The organism is Micropruina sp., from assembly GCF_047607385.1.
In the GTDB taxonomy this organism is placed as follows: Bacteria; Actinomycetota; Actinomycetes; order Propionibacteriales; family Propionibacteriaceae; genus Micropruina.
Window position 1 is genome coordinate 1 of the sequence record NZ_JASGDE010000220.1, and the last position, 16,992, is coordinate 16,992.

Here is a 16,992-nt window from a genome sequence, read left to right on the forward strand (position 1 = left end):
GCTCGCTGAACTCAGCGAGCCCCGAATAGTTAGGCGAGCGGAAGGAGGGCAGCAGGTCGGACGCCCTCCCGGGGGAACGGCCTCAGCGGTTCAGCCAGGCCTCGAACGCGTCGGTGTCGTAGGGGCGTCCGAGGAAGTCGGCGACCAGCTCGGCGGCGTCCTTGCTGCCACCGGGAGCCAGCACCGCGTCGCGGTAGCGGGCCGCCACCCCAGGATCGAGCAGGTTGCCGGGATCGAAGGCACTGAACAGGTCCTTGGCGATGACCAGGCTCCACATGTAGGTGTAGTAGCCGGACGTGTAGCCCGCCAGATGCCCGAAGCCGGCGTAGAAGTGCGTGTCGGGCAGCGGCTTCACCAGGTGGTACTGCCGGTACAGCTGCAGCATCCGGGCGGTCGGGTCGGCGGGACGCTCCAGGTGGAAGCGGTAGGCCAGCGCCGCGTAGAACATCTGGGTGCGAGCCAGGAAGCCCTTGCCGAACTCCTCCGCCGCCCGCATCCGCTCCACCAGCTCGACCGGGATCGGCGCCCCCTCGGCGTCGGTGGCGAACGAGCGCAGCACCGCGGCGTCCCAGGCCCACTCCTCCAGCAGCTGGCTGGGCGCCTCGACGAAGTCCCACTCGGTGGCCACCCCGGAGAACCGGATCCAGGCCTGGTCGCCGCCGAGCAGGTGGTGGACCAGGTGCCCGAACTCGTGGAACAGGGTGACCACGTCGCGGTGCTCCATCAGCCCGCGCGGGAAATTGCAGACCAGCACGCCCTCGGGCAGCTGCCGGTCACGCACCCCGGCGACCAGTTCGAACTGTGCGGCGTGGTTGTACTTGCGTTCGCGCGGGTGCAGGTCGAGGTGGATCCGTCCGATCGGCCGGCTGTCGGACGCGAAGGCGACGTCGTAGCTGGTCACGTCCGGGTGCCAGGGATGTGCCCGCTCGGCCTCGACCCGGGTGTACCGCAAGCCGAACAGCTCACCGGTGATGCGCAGCAGGCCGTCGTGCACCTTGCCGAAATCGAAGTAGCGGCGCACCTCGTGGGCATCGACGCCGTACTGCTCCCGCTTGATCAGCTCGTGGTAGTACCGCCAGTTGGCGGCGTCGATGACGGTTTCGCCGTCAGCGGCCGCGCGCTCGGCCAGGACGCCGATCTCCCGCTCGCCGGCCGGCCCCGCCGCCGCGCTGACCGTGTCGATGAACGTGCCGATGGCGTCGGCGGAGCCGATCATCTTGACCTCGGCGTCGTAGTCGGGCCAACCGGCGTAGCCGAGCAGGGTGGCCAGTTCGTGGCGGGTGCGCAGCAGCTCGGCGAGCACCGCGTCGTTGTCGGGCCAGGCCAGGTTGAAGAACGTGGTCGCCACCGCGCGCCGGGCGGCGGCGTCGGTGGAGAAGGCCAGGAATGGCAGCACGTCGGGATAGTCGGTCGAGATGGTGACCAGCCCGTCGGCGTCGGCCGGATGCGATTCGACGAAGTCGGCGGGCAGGCCGGCCAGCGCTGCCGCCGGCACCCGGTCCTCGCGGCGTCCGTCGCGGATGTTGCGGGAGAACGACTGACCCAGGTCGGTGAGCCGGGCCTCCAGCTCACGGACCTGGTCGCGGACGTCGTCGCCCCGGTCGACGCCGGAGCGCCGGAAGTCGCGCAGCGCCTTTCCGAGCATCCGCCGCGCATCGGCGTCCAGGCCGTCGGGAGCGACCGAACTGAGCGCCCGGAACACCTCCGGGTCGAGATGCAGGTCGGTGGAGTACTTCTGCACCTCCACCTCGATCGCCTCGGCGCGCTCCATCACCGCGGCGTCCGGGTGCACCGAGGACAGCAGCCCCGCCACCGCGGCCGCGTTGCGCAGGCCGATCGCGGCGTCGTTCCACAGCGTCAGGATGCGCGGGCTGCCCGGCTCGGCAGCGACCAGTTCGCCGACCTTTTCCTGGGCCGCATCCAGTTGGGCGGACGCCCGCTCGTCGAGCCAGGTGAGCCAGTCGTCGGCGGGCAATTCGAGTGCTGTCAGGGCCATGCCGGGCACCCTACGGGCTCGCTCCGACAGTCTTCAAAGCCACGGCGAGGCCGATGCGCCCAGAGCTTCCCGGATCTCGTTGGTCGAGCCTGTCGAGACCTCTCTGACAACGGGTTTCGACGTAGCTCAACCAGCAGCCCGATCGATCGGCGCTTCTTATCGGACCGGCAGATGACGGCGCGGCGCCAGCCGGGGACCGCGCCGTTCCCGCCACCGCCGCATGCCGAGCAGGGCCTGCACCCGGTGCCGGTGCGGCCGGTACGGCTCCAGCAGCTCGGCCAGCCCGGCATCGTCCAGGTCGTGACCGAGCAGCGCGTGACCGATCTCGTTCGGGATGTGGTAGTCGCCGAAGCTGACCGCGTCGGCGTCCCCATGGGCCCGGAATCGAACTTCGGCCGACGTCCACACCCCGATGCCGGGCAGCGACCGGAGCCGCCGATCGGCCTCCTCCGGGGCGACGTCGAGGGTGCGTTCCAGGGCGTCCGCGACCTGGGCGCAGCGCAGCAGGGTGCGGGAGCGGGCCGGGTCGATGTGCAGCTTGAGCCACTCCCAGGACGGGATCCGGCGCACCACGTCCGGCCCGGGCGGCACCCACAGCCGCAGCGCGGCGCCCGGGCCCGGGGCCCGCTCGCCGTAGAAGTGGACCAGCCGACGGAAGCCGCCGAAGGCCTCCTGCCCGGTCACCTTCTGTTCGATCACCGCCGGCAGCAACGCCTGCCAGACCAGCCCGCCCCGGCCCAGCCGCCAGTGCGGATGCTCGTGGAGCACCTGGCCAAGTTCCGGATGCCGCGGCACGAAGCCGGTCGGGTCGTCGTCGGCGCCCAGCATGGACGGCAGCCGGTCCAGCACCCATTCGGCGCCGTCGCCCCAGGCTTCGGCATGGACGACGCCGTCACCGTCCAACGCCCGGACGGCCAGCGTCGCCGGACCGGTCGGGGTGCGGATGCCGCGCCAGTGCCGCCCCTGATCGATGCGGTAGGTGGGGTCGCCGGAGCCTCGGCGCCAGTGCGTCCAGATCTCCCCCACCGGGCAGGGCCAGGACGGACGCCACGCGCGGGTCAGCGGTGCCGCGACCCCGGGGACGATCGTCATGGCCCTCCTGTGCTCGATGGCCGAGCGTAGCCGTTCGCTGATCGAGCTTGTCGAGATCCCCGGTCTCGACAAGGTCGACCACCGAGGTCGCGAATCTGTCGGCGGGTCACTGCACAATGGTCGCCATGTTGCTGGCCGATCTCGTCACCACCTCCGCGCAGGTGGCCGCCACTCGGTCGCGGCTCGCCAAGGTGGCCGCGATCGCCGAGGCGCTGCAGCGGGCGGCACCCGACGAGATCGAGATCGTCACCAGCTATCTCTCCGGGGCGTTGCGGCAGCGCCGCACCGGGGTGGGCTGGCGCTCGGCCCGCGCCACCGTGCCACCCGCCGAGGAGCCGTCGTTGACGGTGATCGAGGTGGACGCCGCTTTCGCCGAGTTGGCCGAGCTCTCCGGTCCCGGCTCGCAGACCGCCCGGAAGCAACGCCTCGATACCTTGATGGGTCGCGCCACCGCCGACGAACAGCGCTGGCTGGCCGGCCTGATCACCGGCGAGACCAGGCAGGGAGCCCTCGACGGCGTCATGGTCGACGCGCTGGTCAAGGCGTCCGGGCTGCCCGCGTCCGAGGTCCGGCGCGCGGTGATGCTGGCCGGCGCCACGCCGCCGGTGGCGGTGGCCGCACTCACCGAGGGCGCCGATGCCGTGGCCCGGATCGGGCTGGTGGTCGGACGCCCCGTCCGGCCGATGCTGGCGGCCAGCGCGAAGTCGGTGGCCGAGGCCATGTCAGGTTTGGGTGGAGCGGTGGCGGTCGAAGCCAAGCTGGACGGCATCCGCATCCAGGTGCACCGCGACGGCGACGACATCCGGGTCTTCACCCGAAGCCTGGACGACGTCACCGACCGGCTGCCGGACGTGGTGGAGGCGGTCGCGGCGCTGCCCGCCGGCCGGCTGATCCTGGACGGCGAGGCACTCGCGCTGAGCGCCGACGGGCGTCCGCGTCCGTTCCAGGAGACCGTGGCGCGCTCGATGAGCGGCGACGCCGAGGCGTCGCGCGGCCGGACGCCGATGACCCCCTACTTCTTCGACCTGCTCGCCCTGGACGACGAGGAACTGCTCGACCTGCCGGCGCGGGACCGGGTGGCTCGGCTGGCGGCGTTGGTGCCCGAGCCGGCCCGGGTGGCGCGAATCGTCACCGACGACCCGGCCACTGCCGAGCAGTTCGCCGCCACGGTGCTGGCCGCCGGCCACGAGGGCGTGGTGCTGAAGGCGCTCGACGCTCCCTACGAGGCCGGACGCCGCGGCTCGTCCTGGGTGAAGGTGAAACCGGTGCACACCCTCGACCTGGTGGTGCTGGCGGTCGAGTGGGGGTCCGGACGCCGGCACGGCTGGCTGTCGAACATCCACCTGGGTGCCCGCGACCCGGCCAGCGGTGGGTTCGTGATGCTGGGCAAGACCTTCAAGGGCATGACCGACGCCATGCTGGCCTGGCAGACCGAACGCTTCCTCGCCCTGGAGGACCACCGGGACGACTGGACGGTGTACCTGCGGCCCGAGCAGGTCGTCGAGATCGCCTTCGACGGGCTGCAGCGCTCCACCCGGTACCCGGGCGGGCTGGCGCTGCGGTTCGCCCGGGTGTTGCGCTACCGCGACGACAAGACCGCTGCCGAGGCCGACACCATCGAGACGGTGCGCCGGTTCGCCGGGATCTGAGCGTCCCTCGCTTCGATCACCGCCCATGGGGCGGCCGTCCCCTCCGGCGTCCCTCGCTTCGATCCTCGACCACGGGGCGACCATCCCCTCCGGCGTCCCTCGCTTCGGTCCTCGACCATGGGGCAACCGTCCCCTCCGGCGTCCCTCTCCGATCGCGCGATCAACCACAGGTTTCGGGAATCGAGCACTGCTTTCGGGATATGTCCAGAGAGCAGTGGCGGTTCCTGCCAGCAGTGGTCGATCGCGCGATCGCATCGATCCACCCGTGGCGGATGAGCCACCCCCGTTCGTACCAGGGTCGCCTTCAACTCCGTTGCGGTCATCCGCCTGGCCATCTGACCATTTGCCGGTCATCTGCTCGGACGCCTACTGACCCGCCGCCTCCCTGACGGCCATCGGGACAAGCTCTCTCCCTCCGCCTCCCTCTCCGATCGCGCGATCAACCACAGGTTTCAGCATCGAGCACTACTTTCGGGATATCTCCAGAAAGCAGTGGCGGTTCCTGCCAGCAGTGGTCGGTCGCGCGATCGCATCGCCCGGCACCCGCACCCGGCCACCAACATCCCGCGTCCGACACCCGACACAGATGAGCCCCACAGCGCACGCTGCGGGGCTCATCGGGAAGTCGGCCGCTACGAACCGACGACCGGGGTCACTGCCGGTAGCTGATGTCGCCGACCGACTTCACCGTCCAGACACCCTTGGAGTAGGTGAGCTTGCTGACCGCGACGTTGGAGATGCCGGCGTTCACCGTGGTGCCGAGAGAGTCGATGGCGCAGGTGATGGACAGGCCGCTGGAGACCACCAGCACCTTCTTGTCGTGGTTCTTCACGGCCTTCTTGGCGATGCTGTTCAGCGAGCTCATCATCCGCTTGCTGACGTCGTTGCAGTCCTCGGCGGGGAACCGGACGCCGGTCTCCGAACGGGTCTCGGCAAGCCCCTTCATCGACGCCATCAGTGCCTTGACGCCCTTCTCGTTGACCGCCAGCGCCTGCATGGTCTGCCAGCCGCCGTTCTGGCCGGTGGAATCCACCGGTGCGGTCGCCGCGGCGTCATGGTTGACCTTGTAGCCGAGGTCCTCGACGATGTCGGTCCACATCTCCTTGTTCTCGGCACCCTCGTACTTGCCGAAGTTGACCTCGCGGAGCTTGGCGTCGTGCTTGACGGTCAGCTTCTGCCGGGCACCCTTGAGCAGGTAGCTCGCGGTCTCGTGGTGACGCTTCATGTCGGCCGAGTAGGCCGCGTCGAATTTGCCCTCCCGGGCGCGCAGGTTCTTGCCGACGGTGAGCGGCAGGGTGCGGGCGTCGAGCACGGAGCCGTCCGGGTTCGTGCCGACGACCAGCGGCGAGTCGATCCAGCCCTGCACCCGCTCCAGTGTGTTGAGGATGGTCTGGCCGTGCCGGGTCAGGTAGATGGTGACGGTGGGGGCCTTCGCCTTCTTACGGTCGGGCTGCGCGGCCTTGGTCGCGGCGACAGCCTTGTGCTGCTGCGCGGCGGCCCGGTGCTGCGGGACCGCACTGGACGCGGACGCGGTGCCGCACAACGCGGTGGCGCTGAGGGCCATCGCAGCGGCGATCGCGACGCGAGGGGTGGTTCGGTTCATCCTGTCTCCTTTGACATAGCCGGTGCTGGAGGTTGCCCGGGTGGCAAAAACCTAGGGGTTCTCAGGATTCGTGCGCAAACGCCCGCCCGGATGCTGCACCACGGCCGCGCCCGGCGCGCACCCGGTCCCGGTCGGCGAAGCTCACCGGTCCCCGACTGTCCGGACGTGAACCGAACCGTCCCTGAATGCTCAGTGGCGGAGAATGCGCGGGACGAGGACGGCGGACATCGCCGGGAGCACAGCCAGGAAGGTCCAGGTCCAGACCGACGGTTGCTGGTCGGGGCCGAAGAGTGCCCCCGCGATGAGGTTGCCGAGCAGCACCATGGTGCCGCCGCAGGTGGCCAGCAGGCCGTAGTACGAGCCGGTCGGACGGGCGCCCGCCAACCTGGGCACCAGGCTCAGGGCGGTCGGGTTGGCGAGCAGCTGTCCGATCATGAGCAGGGTGACCGCGGCCGCCACGGCGTGCAGGGCCGGCGAATGGCCCGGCCCGGCGGCGGCCGAGACGGCCAGAACGGCGAACCCCGACGCGCCCGCGGAATAGCCCACCGACAGCGCCACCCGCGGGCCGACCCGGGCACCCCACCTGGCCAGCGGTAGTTGCAGGGCCAGGGTCAGCACCGACGCCCAGGCGAACATCGCCCCGACCAGGGCCGAGCCGCCGTCCACGCGGCGCAGTTCCAGCGGCAGGGTGAGGTACAGCTGGTTGTAGGCGAGCAGGTCGACGGCATGCAGGGCCGCGAAGCCGGCGAATCGGCGGTCCCGTAGCGCCCAGGCCCGCACCCGGCAGGAGTCTCCGGGGCACGGCTCCGGGGCCGCGGCAGGGGGCAGCACCCACCACAGGAAGCCGCCGATCCCGACGAAGAACACCGCGCCGGACGCCGCCACCACCTCGAATCCCCAGCCCAGCAGGGCGCTGCCGGCCAGCGGCCCGACGATGGCGCCGAGTTCACCGGTGACGCCGAGCCAGGCGAACAGGGTCGCGCGTCCGGCGGCCGTCCCGCGGCGCGACTCGGCCGCGGCGATCAGCGTGTTCAGCCCGGGCGAGAACAGTGCGCCACCCAGCCCGGTGAGCACGGTTCCGATGATGAACAGCCACAGCTGGGGCGACGGCGTCCACAGCGATCCGGCCAGGCCGAGGAAGCCGGCGGTCCGGACGCCACAGCCGAGCAGGATGATCGTCCGGGCACCGAAGCGGTCGGCCAGCGTGCCGCCGACCAGGAACAGCCCCTGCTGGGTGAACGTCCGGACGCCCAACACCAGGCCGACCGCCGTGCCGCCCAGCGCGAAGCTGTCGGTCAGCACGATCGCCAGGAACGGGACGACCGCGTAGAACCCGACGTTGAACAGCAGTTGGGCGCCCAGCAGCGCAGCCGTGTGCGGGTGCCGGCGACCGTCCCGTCCGGCGGAGTCTTCGACCTGCACTCAGGCCCTTCAGCCGGCGGGCTTGGTGTGCTCCGTGATCAGACGGCGCTCGAACGGGTCGCGTTCGAGACCCACCCACGTGCCGAGTTCACCCTGGATGACCCGCTCGTGGGTGATCGGGATGGTCGCGGTGTGCTGCAGCACGGCCGCCTCGGCGGCCATGGTGGCCTGCTGGCGCTTCTCCCCGGGCTCGTAGCCGAGTCCGTCGGTGAAGATCTTGTCGATCGCCTTGTCGCAGAGCTGCGAGATGTTGTTTCCGCCGTCGCAGCTGAAGTCCTGCATCAGTGCCGACAACGGGTCACCGGTGTCGATCATGGTGTTGCGGGAGACCACCACGGCGTCGAAGTCGCCGTTCAGCATCTCCTTCTCCAGGTTCGCGTACTCACGCACGTCCTGCTTCACCTTGAAGCCGGCGGCCTCGAGCTGGGCCTGCACCTGCACCGCGATCTCGGGGTTCTCGGCCCGGTCGGTGTAGGTGGCGAGGGTGATCGCCGTCCCGTTCACCGTCGCGGGCGAAGCGGTCGACGCGATAGTGCCGCGCAGTTCGGCGGCCCAGGGCAGGGCCGGGCCGAGGATGCCGGTGGCGGGGTCGGCGTGTCCTTCGTAGATGGTGGCGGCGATCGCCTTCTGGTCGATCGCGGCCCGTGCCGCAGCGCGGACCGCCGGGTCGGCGAACGGCCCCTTCTTGGTGTTGAGCGCGATGTGCGTGGTGCGGGGCATGAACACCTCGTTGACCGCCTTCGGGTCGAGCAGGCTCACCTGAGAGATCGGAATGGTCTCGGCGACGTCCGCCTCGCCCGAGCGGATCGCTGCGGCGCGGGCGGTGCCGTCGGGCACGAAGGAGGCGTCGATGCCCGCCGCGACCGCCTTGTCACCCCAGTAGCCGTCGTAGCGGTCCAGCTTGAGCGTGCTGCTGCCGTTGATCTCGGTGAGCTTGAACGGACCGGTGCTCGTGCCGATGGTCTTCACGCTGCCGTCCGCCGTGCCGTAGGCGGCCCGGGAGAAGATCGAGAACTGCGGGCTGGCCAGGCGGTTGGGCAGCATGGCGTCGGGAATGTCGGAGGTGATGGTGACCTCGTTCTCGCCGGTGACCTTGGCCGAGAGCTTGACGCCCTTGAGCGCGCGCGGCGGCGTCTGGGACGCACTGGCGTGGTCGATGGTGTTCTTCACCGCTTCCGCGTTGAACGGGGTGCCGTCCTGGAAGGTCACACCGCTGCGCAGCGTGAAGATCCATTTCAGGTCGCCGTCGCGCTTCCAGGCGGTGGCCAGCAGGGGTGTCGGGCTGGCGTTCTCGTCGAGACGGACGAGCGATTCGGCGGCGCTCAGGCGTGAGTACTTGAACGCGTCGTCGCTGTACGGGTGCATCGCCGCTTTCGGTGGCTGCATGAAGGCGACCTTGATCCGGCCGTCCGCCCCTTTCGTGGCACCCTTCGCCGGCTCGCCCGCGCAACCGCTCAGCGCCAGGGCGCCGGCTGCGGCGATCGCGAGCAGGCCCGCGGATCCCCTCCGGAGTCGTTTGTTCATGCCATCTGCCTTTCCATTTCTACGGGTTGGTCGGTGACTACTTCGTCGGCGGGGTGTGAGCGGTTCCTTCGGCGCAGGTCGAAGTTCAGGCTGGAGAGCGATACGGCCAGCACCGAGAGCAGGATCAGGGCACCCGCCGGCACCAGCACGACGAGCGGCGCTCGTTCGACGTACGGCATGCCCTCGGCGAGCACCAGCCCCCAGTCGGACGCCGGCGGCTGCGGGCCGAGCCCGAGGAAACCGAGGGTGGCGAGTGCCAGGGTGATTCCCGGCAACCGCAGGCAGGCGTGCCGGAACACGGGGCCGACGACGCCCGGGAGGACGTAGCGGAAGGTGATCCGGGCCTTCCCGACACCGAGCACGGGAGCGATCCGCACATGCGGCTGCGCCTTGACCTCGGCGACCAGCGCGGCGGTGTGCGAGGCCAGCGGGGCCCAGCTCACCACGGCCACGGCGACCGCCGCGCCGATGCCCGAGGGGCCGGTGATGGCGACGACGATCAGGCCGGCCAGGATCGGTGGCGCGGCGTTGGTGACCTCGATGGGGCCTGCGCTGACGTTCGGGAAGAGCCCGATGATCAGGCCGAGACCGAGGCAGGTCACCGCCACGATCACGCCCATGCCCAGCGTCGACAGCGCGCCGTGCGCGATGCGGCCGAGGACGTCGCGGCCGTTCGCGTCCGCGCCGAAGGGCAGGTCCAGGCTCGGCGGCTGCAGGCGGGTGTAGTCGAGTGCGAACGGGTCGCGGGGCAGACCGGCGAGAATCATGATGACGAGCAGGGCGAGCACCGTCGCGGGCAGCACCAGCGCCCACCTCGAGCTCGGGGGCTTGGGCACGGCCACGGGCAGCGAGCTGGAGCGGAAGGCCGGCCCGAGCAGTGCGCGGCGGATCACCTGCACGCCGATCCCGAACGCGACGGCGAGGAGCATCAGCAGCAGGACGCCGCCCTGCAGCGTCGGAAGATCCTGGGCCTGGGCGGCACCCAGGGTGGTGCGTCCGATGCCGGGGATCGAGTAGACCTTCTCGATCACCACCGCGCTCGCGGTGATGCTCACCAGGGAGAGCGACATCGGTGCGGCCACGCTCGGCAGCGTCCGGCGCAACGCCGCGAACACGATCCGGGTATTCGAGTATCCGGCGACCTGCCAGGTCGCGACCCACCGCTCGGCGAAGGTGTCGGCGAGCGCGTCCGAGAGCATCCGTCCCAGGTAGCCACCGGCGGGCAGGCCCATCGAGAGCGCCGGCAGCACCAGGTAGTTCCAGCCGGCCCAGCCGTACGGCGGCAACCAACGGAGCCAGACGGCGAAGACGACGAGCAGCACCGATGCGAGCAAGAAGTCGGGCAGTGCGGTGAAGGCCGCCGCGGCCCCGCCTCCGGTGCGGTCCGAGCGGCCCGCCAGCCCCCGGCGGAAGGTCGGGACGGTCAGGATCGCCGCCAGGATCAGCGCGACGACGAGCGAGGCGCACATCAGCGTCAGGGACGTGCCGAGCGCCGTGATCAGGTCGGGAAGGACGGGCTTGTGGGTGACCCACGATTCGCCGAAGTCACCGCGCAGCGCCTTGCCCAGCCAGGCGAAGAACGACGTCAGCGGGCTCTGATCGGCGCCGATCTCGCGCCGGATCGCCTCGAGCGCCTCAGGCGCGATCTCTCCCTCGGAGAATCGGGCGCGATAGATCGAAACGGCGACGTCGCGTCCCGACAAGGTGGGCAGGATGCTGAGCAGGAAGATCACGGCGACGATCGTCACCACCCGGGAAACGGTGACGAGGGCTGCGCTTCTCGAGGCCTCCGACAGCGCAGGCTTCCGTGTCAGGTGTGCCATGTGGCTCACTTTCTGGTGGTCGAGGTGGCGGCGGGTCGTCGAGGCGGCATGGCGAAGGTTCGCGATGCGATCCGACGTCAGGCGGTCAGCAGCTGGGCTTCGTCCTGCAACGAGAGCGCGGGGATCGCGTCGAGGAGTTCTCGGGTGCGTGGATGCGCGGGGCTGAGCAGGACGCGGCCGGTGGGCCGGTCTTCCACGACCTCGCCGCCGTGCATGACGACGGTGCGCTCGCACAGGCTCGCGATCATCGAGATGTCGTGCGACACCACGGCGATGCCCGTGCCGCGCTCTTCCGAGATGCGGCGCAACAGCGCGACGATCTGCTCGCGCATGGGCAGATCCAGGCCGCTCACGGGCTCGTCGGCCAACAGGAAGTCCGGACGGGTGGCGATGGCCCGAGCCAGCGCGAGGCGCTGCGCCTGCCCGCCGGAGAGCTCGTTCGCGCGCCGGGAAAGGAATGTGTCGTCGAGGTTGACCGCCTGCAAGGCCTCGCGGATCATCTCGCGGTGGTCGCCCGGCACCCCGAGCCGCACCAGGGGCTCCTCGACCAACTGACCGACGGTCATCAGCGGGTGCAGCGTGCTCGCCGGGTCCTGCGGAACGTACTGGACCTTGCGGCGGTACCACTTCAACTCCCGCACGCTCGCCGGTGCCACCTCACGCGAATCGCACCGCACCACCCCGGTGTCGGCGGCTTCGAGCGCGAGCATCAGGCGCAGCATCGTGGTCTTCCCGGAGCCGGACACCCCGACGATCCCGATCCGTTCCCCGGGGGCGATCTGCAGCTTCGTCGGCTGCAGCGCGACCAGCTTGCGCGGTCGGTCGAAGAGGCTCTTGCGGGGCACCCCGTACTCGCGGCTCACCTCGTCGAGGTCGTAGAACGGACTGCCCGCCGGCCCGACGCCGGCGTCCGGCAGGTTCTCGACCTCGGCCTCCTGCCGCGCGAGCCGGTCGAGGTGCGGGCCGATCGTGGCCGCGCGCGCGGCCCGGATGAGCTCCCTGGTGAAGGGACTTTCGGGCGCCGAGAAGATCGTCCCGAGCTCGCCCCGCTCGAGCGTGCGGCCGTCCTTCATCACCACGGCGTGGCTGCACAGCTCGGACGCCACGGCGAAGTCGTGGGTGATGAACAGCAAGGCCGGGGTCTGTCGTCCCGCCGTGTACCGGCGCAGCACGTCGAGCACACGCTTCTGCGTCACCACGTCCAGGGCCGAGGTGGGTTCGTCGGCCACCATCATCCGCGTGGTGCAGGCGAGCGCGAGGGCGATGCACACGCGCTGCCGCTGTCCCCCGGAGAGCTCGCCCGAGAAACGGTTCAGGACGTGCTGCGGATCGGGCAGCCCGACCGAGTCCGCGAGTTCGACGGCGGCACTCAACGCGTCCGCACGGGAGAGTCCGCGATGTCGTCGCAGCGGTTCGACGAGTTGCTCCCGCATCCGGACGAGCGGGTTCAGCGCCACCGCCGAGTCCTGGAACACCATCGCCACCCGCGCCTCGTCCGGACGCTTCGACGACGGCGTGTTCAGCACCTCGATGCCGTTCACCCGGATGCTGCCCCCTGCGACGGCATGGGCCGGGAGTCGTCCGAGCACGGCCGCCGCGGTGAGCGACTTGCCCGATCCGGACTCGCCGAGCAGGCAGACCCGCTGACCGGTCTCCACCTGAAACGAGACGCCCTTCACGAGCGGGCGTCCGCCGATGGCGATGGTGAGATCGGTGACCTCGAGGCCGATCGACGCGGTGTCGGCCGTGCGGTGCGGCGTTGGCGCGTCGGCAAGTTCAGCGTGGTCTCCGTACATAATGACGATCATTATCGTTATATTCTGAGTCGTTGACAACTTGCCGGCGACCAAGCTCGCCGGCCCCACCGCTGGCCGAGCCCGTCCTGACCCCACCCTGGACGCGACAAGGCCCGGCGCCTCCACGACGCCGGGCCCTTATGCCTTCAGTTCACTTCTTGAGGTGGCGCACCTTCGCCTTGCCGCCCACGCTGATCACCTTCACGGTGCCGTCGGCCCGCACGATCACGGACGCCGACATCGCGGCAGCCAGGTTGAGCCGCTGCCAGGAGGCCGGGGCGGTGCCGACCCGGCTGCTGACCGTGGTGTCCAGCGGATGCCCGGACCGGATCTCGGTCTGCGCCAGGATCTGACGGCGCTGGTTGTCGTTCAGCGTCGGGTAGGTGGTCCGGAGCAGCGCAGCGGCCGACCGGGGCACCGACGGGGAGAGCCGCGTCGAGAAGACCGGGGCGAAGCCGTAGGAGAGCCGCTCGGTGTAGACCTTGAGCGCCGACTTGCGGTCGGTGACCTTCTGCTTGCCGCCGCCGGGGATGGTGGCACCGCCGTAGGGGTTGTTCAGGTAGGACTTGTCCTTGGCGATGCAGGTCGCCAGCCGCGCCCCGCACTTGGCCTCCAGGTAGCTCACCAGCTCCTCGCGGGCCGGGTTCAGCACCTCGCTGCGGAATTTGGCGTCCGACCAGCGCGAGGCCACCGCGACCTCACCGGAGATCCGGCCACCGATGATGTCGAGCGCGTAGTGCACGCCGAGCACGATCCGGTTGTTGCCGGCCTCGGAGGTCCGGGCCAGGATCTGCGGCGCCAGTTCGGGCAGCAGCGTGGCCAGGGTGATGCCGGCCTGGTAGGCGCTGGTGGTGTGGCCGCTCGGGAAGGAGCCGCCGGTGCACAGTCCGGCCTCGCCGTAGATCGGGTCGAGGGTGACGTCGATGCTGGCGAACGCGTGGGTGGTGTCGACCGTCGCGGGCACCCGGGTGATCTTCAGGTTGCCCTTGGCGTCCGCCCAGCGCTTGCCGGTACGAATCGACTTCAGCGACGAGCTGTTGACCTTGCTCGGCGCGCAGGCGTCGGTGTCCCCGGCCACCTTGGGAGCGGTCGGGTCGGCGTTCAGGAACGGACGCGGGTAGCTGAAGGCGGCCTTGGCGTTGGAGGTGCTGACGTAGGCGCCGCCGGTGCCGTTGGAGTTGTTGATCAGCGCGGCCACCTTGGGCAGCTCGCCGCTGATCCGGCCCTGCGCGTAGATCTGGCCGAGCCGGCGTCCGAGGCCGTCCGCGATGGAGATGGACTGGTCGTAGCCGCTTCCGTCGGAGTTCAGGTAGGCGGCGTTCTGCAGCGCCCGGAACTGCTGGTTCTTGGTGGCGTGCTGGTTGATCCAGCTGGTGACCCGGTCGTTCCACTGCAGCGTCGCGCCGTCCTTGACGGTGCCGTGCAGGTCGTTCAACCCGGACGTCTGCCACAGCGAGCTGTAGCCGCTGAGCGGGGCGACGAGATCGGGCTTCGTCGAATCGCTGGGGTACGGATCCGCGGCCTGCGCCGGCGAGACACCGAACGGCGCGAGCAGAACGGCGGATGCTCCGGCCACCGCGGTGGCGGTGATGAGCCGCCGGAACCGCGGGGACCGGCGAGAGGTGGTGAGGGCCATCGAGGGACACCCTTCCTTTTGACAGGGACGGCGCTTTCCGCCGGCCGAGCAGCAAGCTAGGCAGGCTAGGTGGACGTCGGCTTTCCTCGGAACCAGTCGAAGGTGAACGGAGGTAGGCGTGAACCTGAACGGGGACGCCCGGGGCTCCGCGTCCCACGGGCCTGACCGGTCGCCTCGGGATCTCCCCAGCCTCCGCGGCCCGGCGAACTCAGCTGCCGTAGCGGCTCGGGTCCGTGCGCGGCAACTCGGCGGCCTCGACCACCTCGTCCGGCTCGTCGGAGAGGAAGTCGATCCCGCGGGTGTCGTCGTCGAGGACGCCGCCGGCGATCTTCAGCTGTCCGCTCCGGGTGAGGGTCAGCAGCGAGTCGGCCCCGCGCAGCTGGGCACGCAGAGCGCGGACGTGGCCGGTCACCGGATCGGCGGCAGCACCGTCGGCCGGTAGCGCCGCGGTTCCGGCGGCGGCCGTCGGCACCCAGTCCCCCAACGCGCCGGGCAGCGGCGGACGTCCGGCGGAGCGGGCGTTGCCGGCGGCGGTCACCGCGCCGCAGTTCCGGTGGCCGAGCACCAGCACGATGCCCACGTTCTGCACCAACGCCGCGTACTCGATGGCGGCCATGGTGTCCGCGCCCAAGCTCGGCCCCGCCGTCCGGACGCATTCGATAGCGCCCGGACGTTCGGCGAACAACTCCTCGCCCGCGGCGCCCGGTTCCAGACAGCCGACGACCAGCGCGAACGGGAACGCCGCCGGGGCCGCGTCACCCGGGGCGAGGTTCTCACCGGCGCACTCGCGCCGATGGCGTCCGTTGCCCGCGACCAGCCGCTGCAGAGCCTGGGCCGACGGCATCCGATGGGTTGGCAGGCCCTCGGGTCGCATCCAGTCGGGAACGCTCGGGGGAACAGCCATGGCAACGGACACTAGTGAGCGCGAAACCGCTTGTCGAGAGGGGTTCAGGCCAGCGGCGCGCAGGCACTCGCCAAGCGAGACTCAGCCCAGGCGACGGGCTTGGTCGAGAGCCAAGTGCTGGCTCTCGACCAAGAACTGCCCGGGAAGCATGTACGCCGACCCACCCACCGGCTATTCCGCAATGGAGCCCGGCCCGCCACCGTCCCAGGATACCGAGAACTCGATGGGCAGCCACCATCCCCCTGCGCGACATCGCCGGCGCTCATCATTCATAGCCAGTGGTTTGGTCGGGGTTCTACGTGAACTGACGTTGACGACTTGCGTCGACGCGTGCCACACTCGTGACCACTCGAACCACCGTACGGTCCGGGTCTGACAGATCTCACAGAGAGGTGAGCACCATGGGGAGACTGACCCTGCAGGAGCTACGCAACAAGGTGGTTGGGGCCAAGTTCGCTCTCGTCCGCATCATCGCCACCTGCCAGCCGGCCGGAGGTGAGGGCTCGCGCCTCTACCCGCCCACCTTCCCGACGTCGCGCGACGACCCCTCGCCCTACCTGCTCGAAAGCCGGGTGCGAGACGGACAGCCGAGGGAAGCTGTCGTGCTGGACCAGGTCGCCTCCGAGGCGAATCGCGCCGAAGAAGCGCTCGCCAGGGCCTGGGCTGCCGGCTCTATCCGGATGCCCATGCTGCGGCTGACCCACCACGGGGCCGCGGACGCGGTGATCACGGGACTGGACGCACCTCACCGCGCCTTCGACGCCTACTGGCGCGACTCGCTGCTGGACGGCGTGAAGTTCGACCGGACGGAGCTGGGTCGGGCGCTGCAGTCGGCCAGCCTGGCCGATGCAAGGGCACTGCTGGCGCACGACTTCGGCAGCCTCGCCTACGGCGCCTGGAACAGCCATCGGAAGGGGCGCCAGGCGAAGTTCCCCCGGATCTACGCCAGCGAGATCGTCGGGTGGGATCCGGTTCTCGGCTCCCGCAAGGCCGGTCGCATGGACCCGCTCAACCTCGTCGGGACAAGGAGCGGCGAGGGTGACGAGTGGACCTACGCCGCGGCCGGCGCGAAGACGGTCAAGGGCAAGCTCAGCGAGATCGGACACGGCAACATCGCGCCCAACGCATCCCACGGCGGAGTGACCATCACCAGCGCGACCAGGTTCGCCACCCTCAGCCTCACTGCTCTCGACCGCATTGGATTCGGCTCGTACGACGATGAGCAGCAGTCCGCCGCACGCACCCTGCTGGCCGCTTTCGCGCTGCTGGGCGATCGGTTGGCGTTCGGGGGCGCCGGGCTGTGGCTCCGCAGCGGTTGCGAGTTGGTGGTCGTGGACGAGGTCCTGGAGTGGGTGGGTCGGGGCGGCGTCGTCGAGGCATTCACCCTGAGCCGCGACGAGGCGGTGCTGCTGTATCAGTCGGCCCTGGACGCCGCGCTGGCCGTCGGGGTCGAGCTGGAGTTGGAACCGGTCGAGTTGACCCCCTCTCCCGCGCTGAGCAAGGCGATCGACTTCAGCCTCACCAAGGCCGAGTCAGCAGGAGACTGA

The 16,992-nt window shown here is 70.3% G+C and carries 11 protein-coding genes; 2 read left to right on the forward strand and 9 right to left on the reverse strand.

Going from position 1 to position 16,992, the window contains the following annotated elements:
* Nucleotides 1-82: 82 nt before the first annotated feature.
* A complete protein-coding gene (locus QM582_RS18915) occupies nt 83-1,996 on the reverse strand; it encodes a M3 family metallopeptidase (protein WP_415087049.1) in 1,914 nt (637 codons plus the stop codon).
* 156 nt (nt 1,997-2,152) lie between these two features.
* Entirely contained in the window at nt 2,153-3,088 is a 936-nt protein-coding gene (locus QM582_RS18920) for a DNA-3-methyladenine glycosylase family protein (RefSeq protein ID WP_415087051.1), read from the reverse strand.
* A 125-nt stretch (nt 3,089-3,213) separates the two neighbouring features.
* Here QM582_RS18920 and QM582_RS18925 point away from each other — a divergent pair, with 125 nt between their 5' ends.
* Nucleotides 3,214-4,737, forward strand: coding sequence for an ATP-dependent DNA ligase (locus QM582_RS18925; RefSeq protein WP_415087053.1), 1,524 nt, complete (start codon nt 3,214-3,216; stop codon nt 4,735-4,737).
* 652 nt (nt 4,738-5,389) lie between these two features.
* Here the strand turns inward: QM582_RS18925 and QM582_RS18930 are convergent.
* The 7 genes from QM582_RS18930 to QM582_RS18960 form a co-directional block, all read right to left on the reverse strand.
* Nucleotides 5,390-6,340 (reverse strand): histidine phosphatase family protein, encoded by a 951-nt coding sequence (locus tag QM582_RS18930; RefSeq protein WP_415087055.1) that lies wholly within the window; start codon nt 6,338-6,340, stop codon nt 5,390-5,392.
* Between the two features lie 189 nt (nt 6,341-6,529).
* The gene (locus QM582_RS18935; protein WP_415087056.1) at nt 6,530-7,762 is read right to left on the reverse strand and encodes an MFS transporter; all 1,233 of its coding nucleotides are present in this window, start codon (nt 7,760-7,762) and stop codon (nt 6,530-6,532) included.
* A gap of 9 nt (nt 7,763-7,771) precedes the next feature.
* Entirely contained in the window at nt 7,772-9,286 is a 1,515-nt protein-coding gene (locus QM582_RS18940) for an ABC transporter substrate-binding protein (RefSeq protein ID WP_415087058.1), read from the reverse strand.
* The gene (locus QM582_RS18945) at nt 9,283-11,037 is read right to left on the reverse strand and encodes an ABC transporter permease subunit (protein WP_415087060.1); all 1,755 of its coding nucleotides are present in this window, start codon (nt 11,035-11,037) and stop codon (nt 9,283-9,285) included. Before QM582_RS18945 ends, QM582_RS18940 begins: the two co-directional genes overlap by 4 nt.
* Before the next feature lie 149 nt (nt 11,038-11,186).
* A complete protein-coding gene (locus tag QM582_RS18950; protein WP_415087062.1) occupies nt 11,187-12,917 on the reverse strand; it encodes an ATP-binding cassette domain-containing protein in 1,731 nt (576 codons plus the stop codon).
* Between the two features lie 139 nt (nt 12,918-13,056).
* A complete protein-coding gene (locus QM582_RS18955) occupies nt 13,057-14,541 on the reverse strand; it encodes a phosphatase PAP2 family protein (RefSeq protein WP_415087063.1) in 1,485 nt (494 codons plus the stop codon).
* Between the two features lie 208 nt (nt 14,542-14,749).
* Complete coding sequence (locus tag QM582_RS18960) at nt 14,750-15,445, reverse strand: carbonic anhydrase (RefSeq protein WP_415087065.1); 696 nt, start codon at nt 15,443-15,445, stop codon at nt 14,750-14,752.
* 401 nt (nt 15,446-15,846) lie between these two features.
* Here QM582_RS18960 and cas7u point away from each other — a divergent pair, with 401 nt between their 5' ends.
* Nucleotides 15,847-16,992: a type I-U CRISPR-associated RAMP protein Csb1/Cas7u gene (gene cas7u / locus QM582_RS18965; protein ID WP_415087067.1), complete on the forward strand. Its 1,146-nt coding sequence runs from the start codon at nt 15,847-15,849 to the stop codon at nt 16,990-16,992.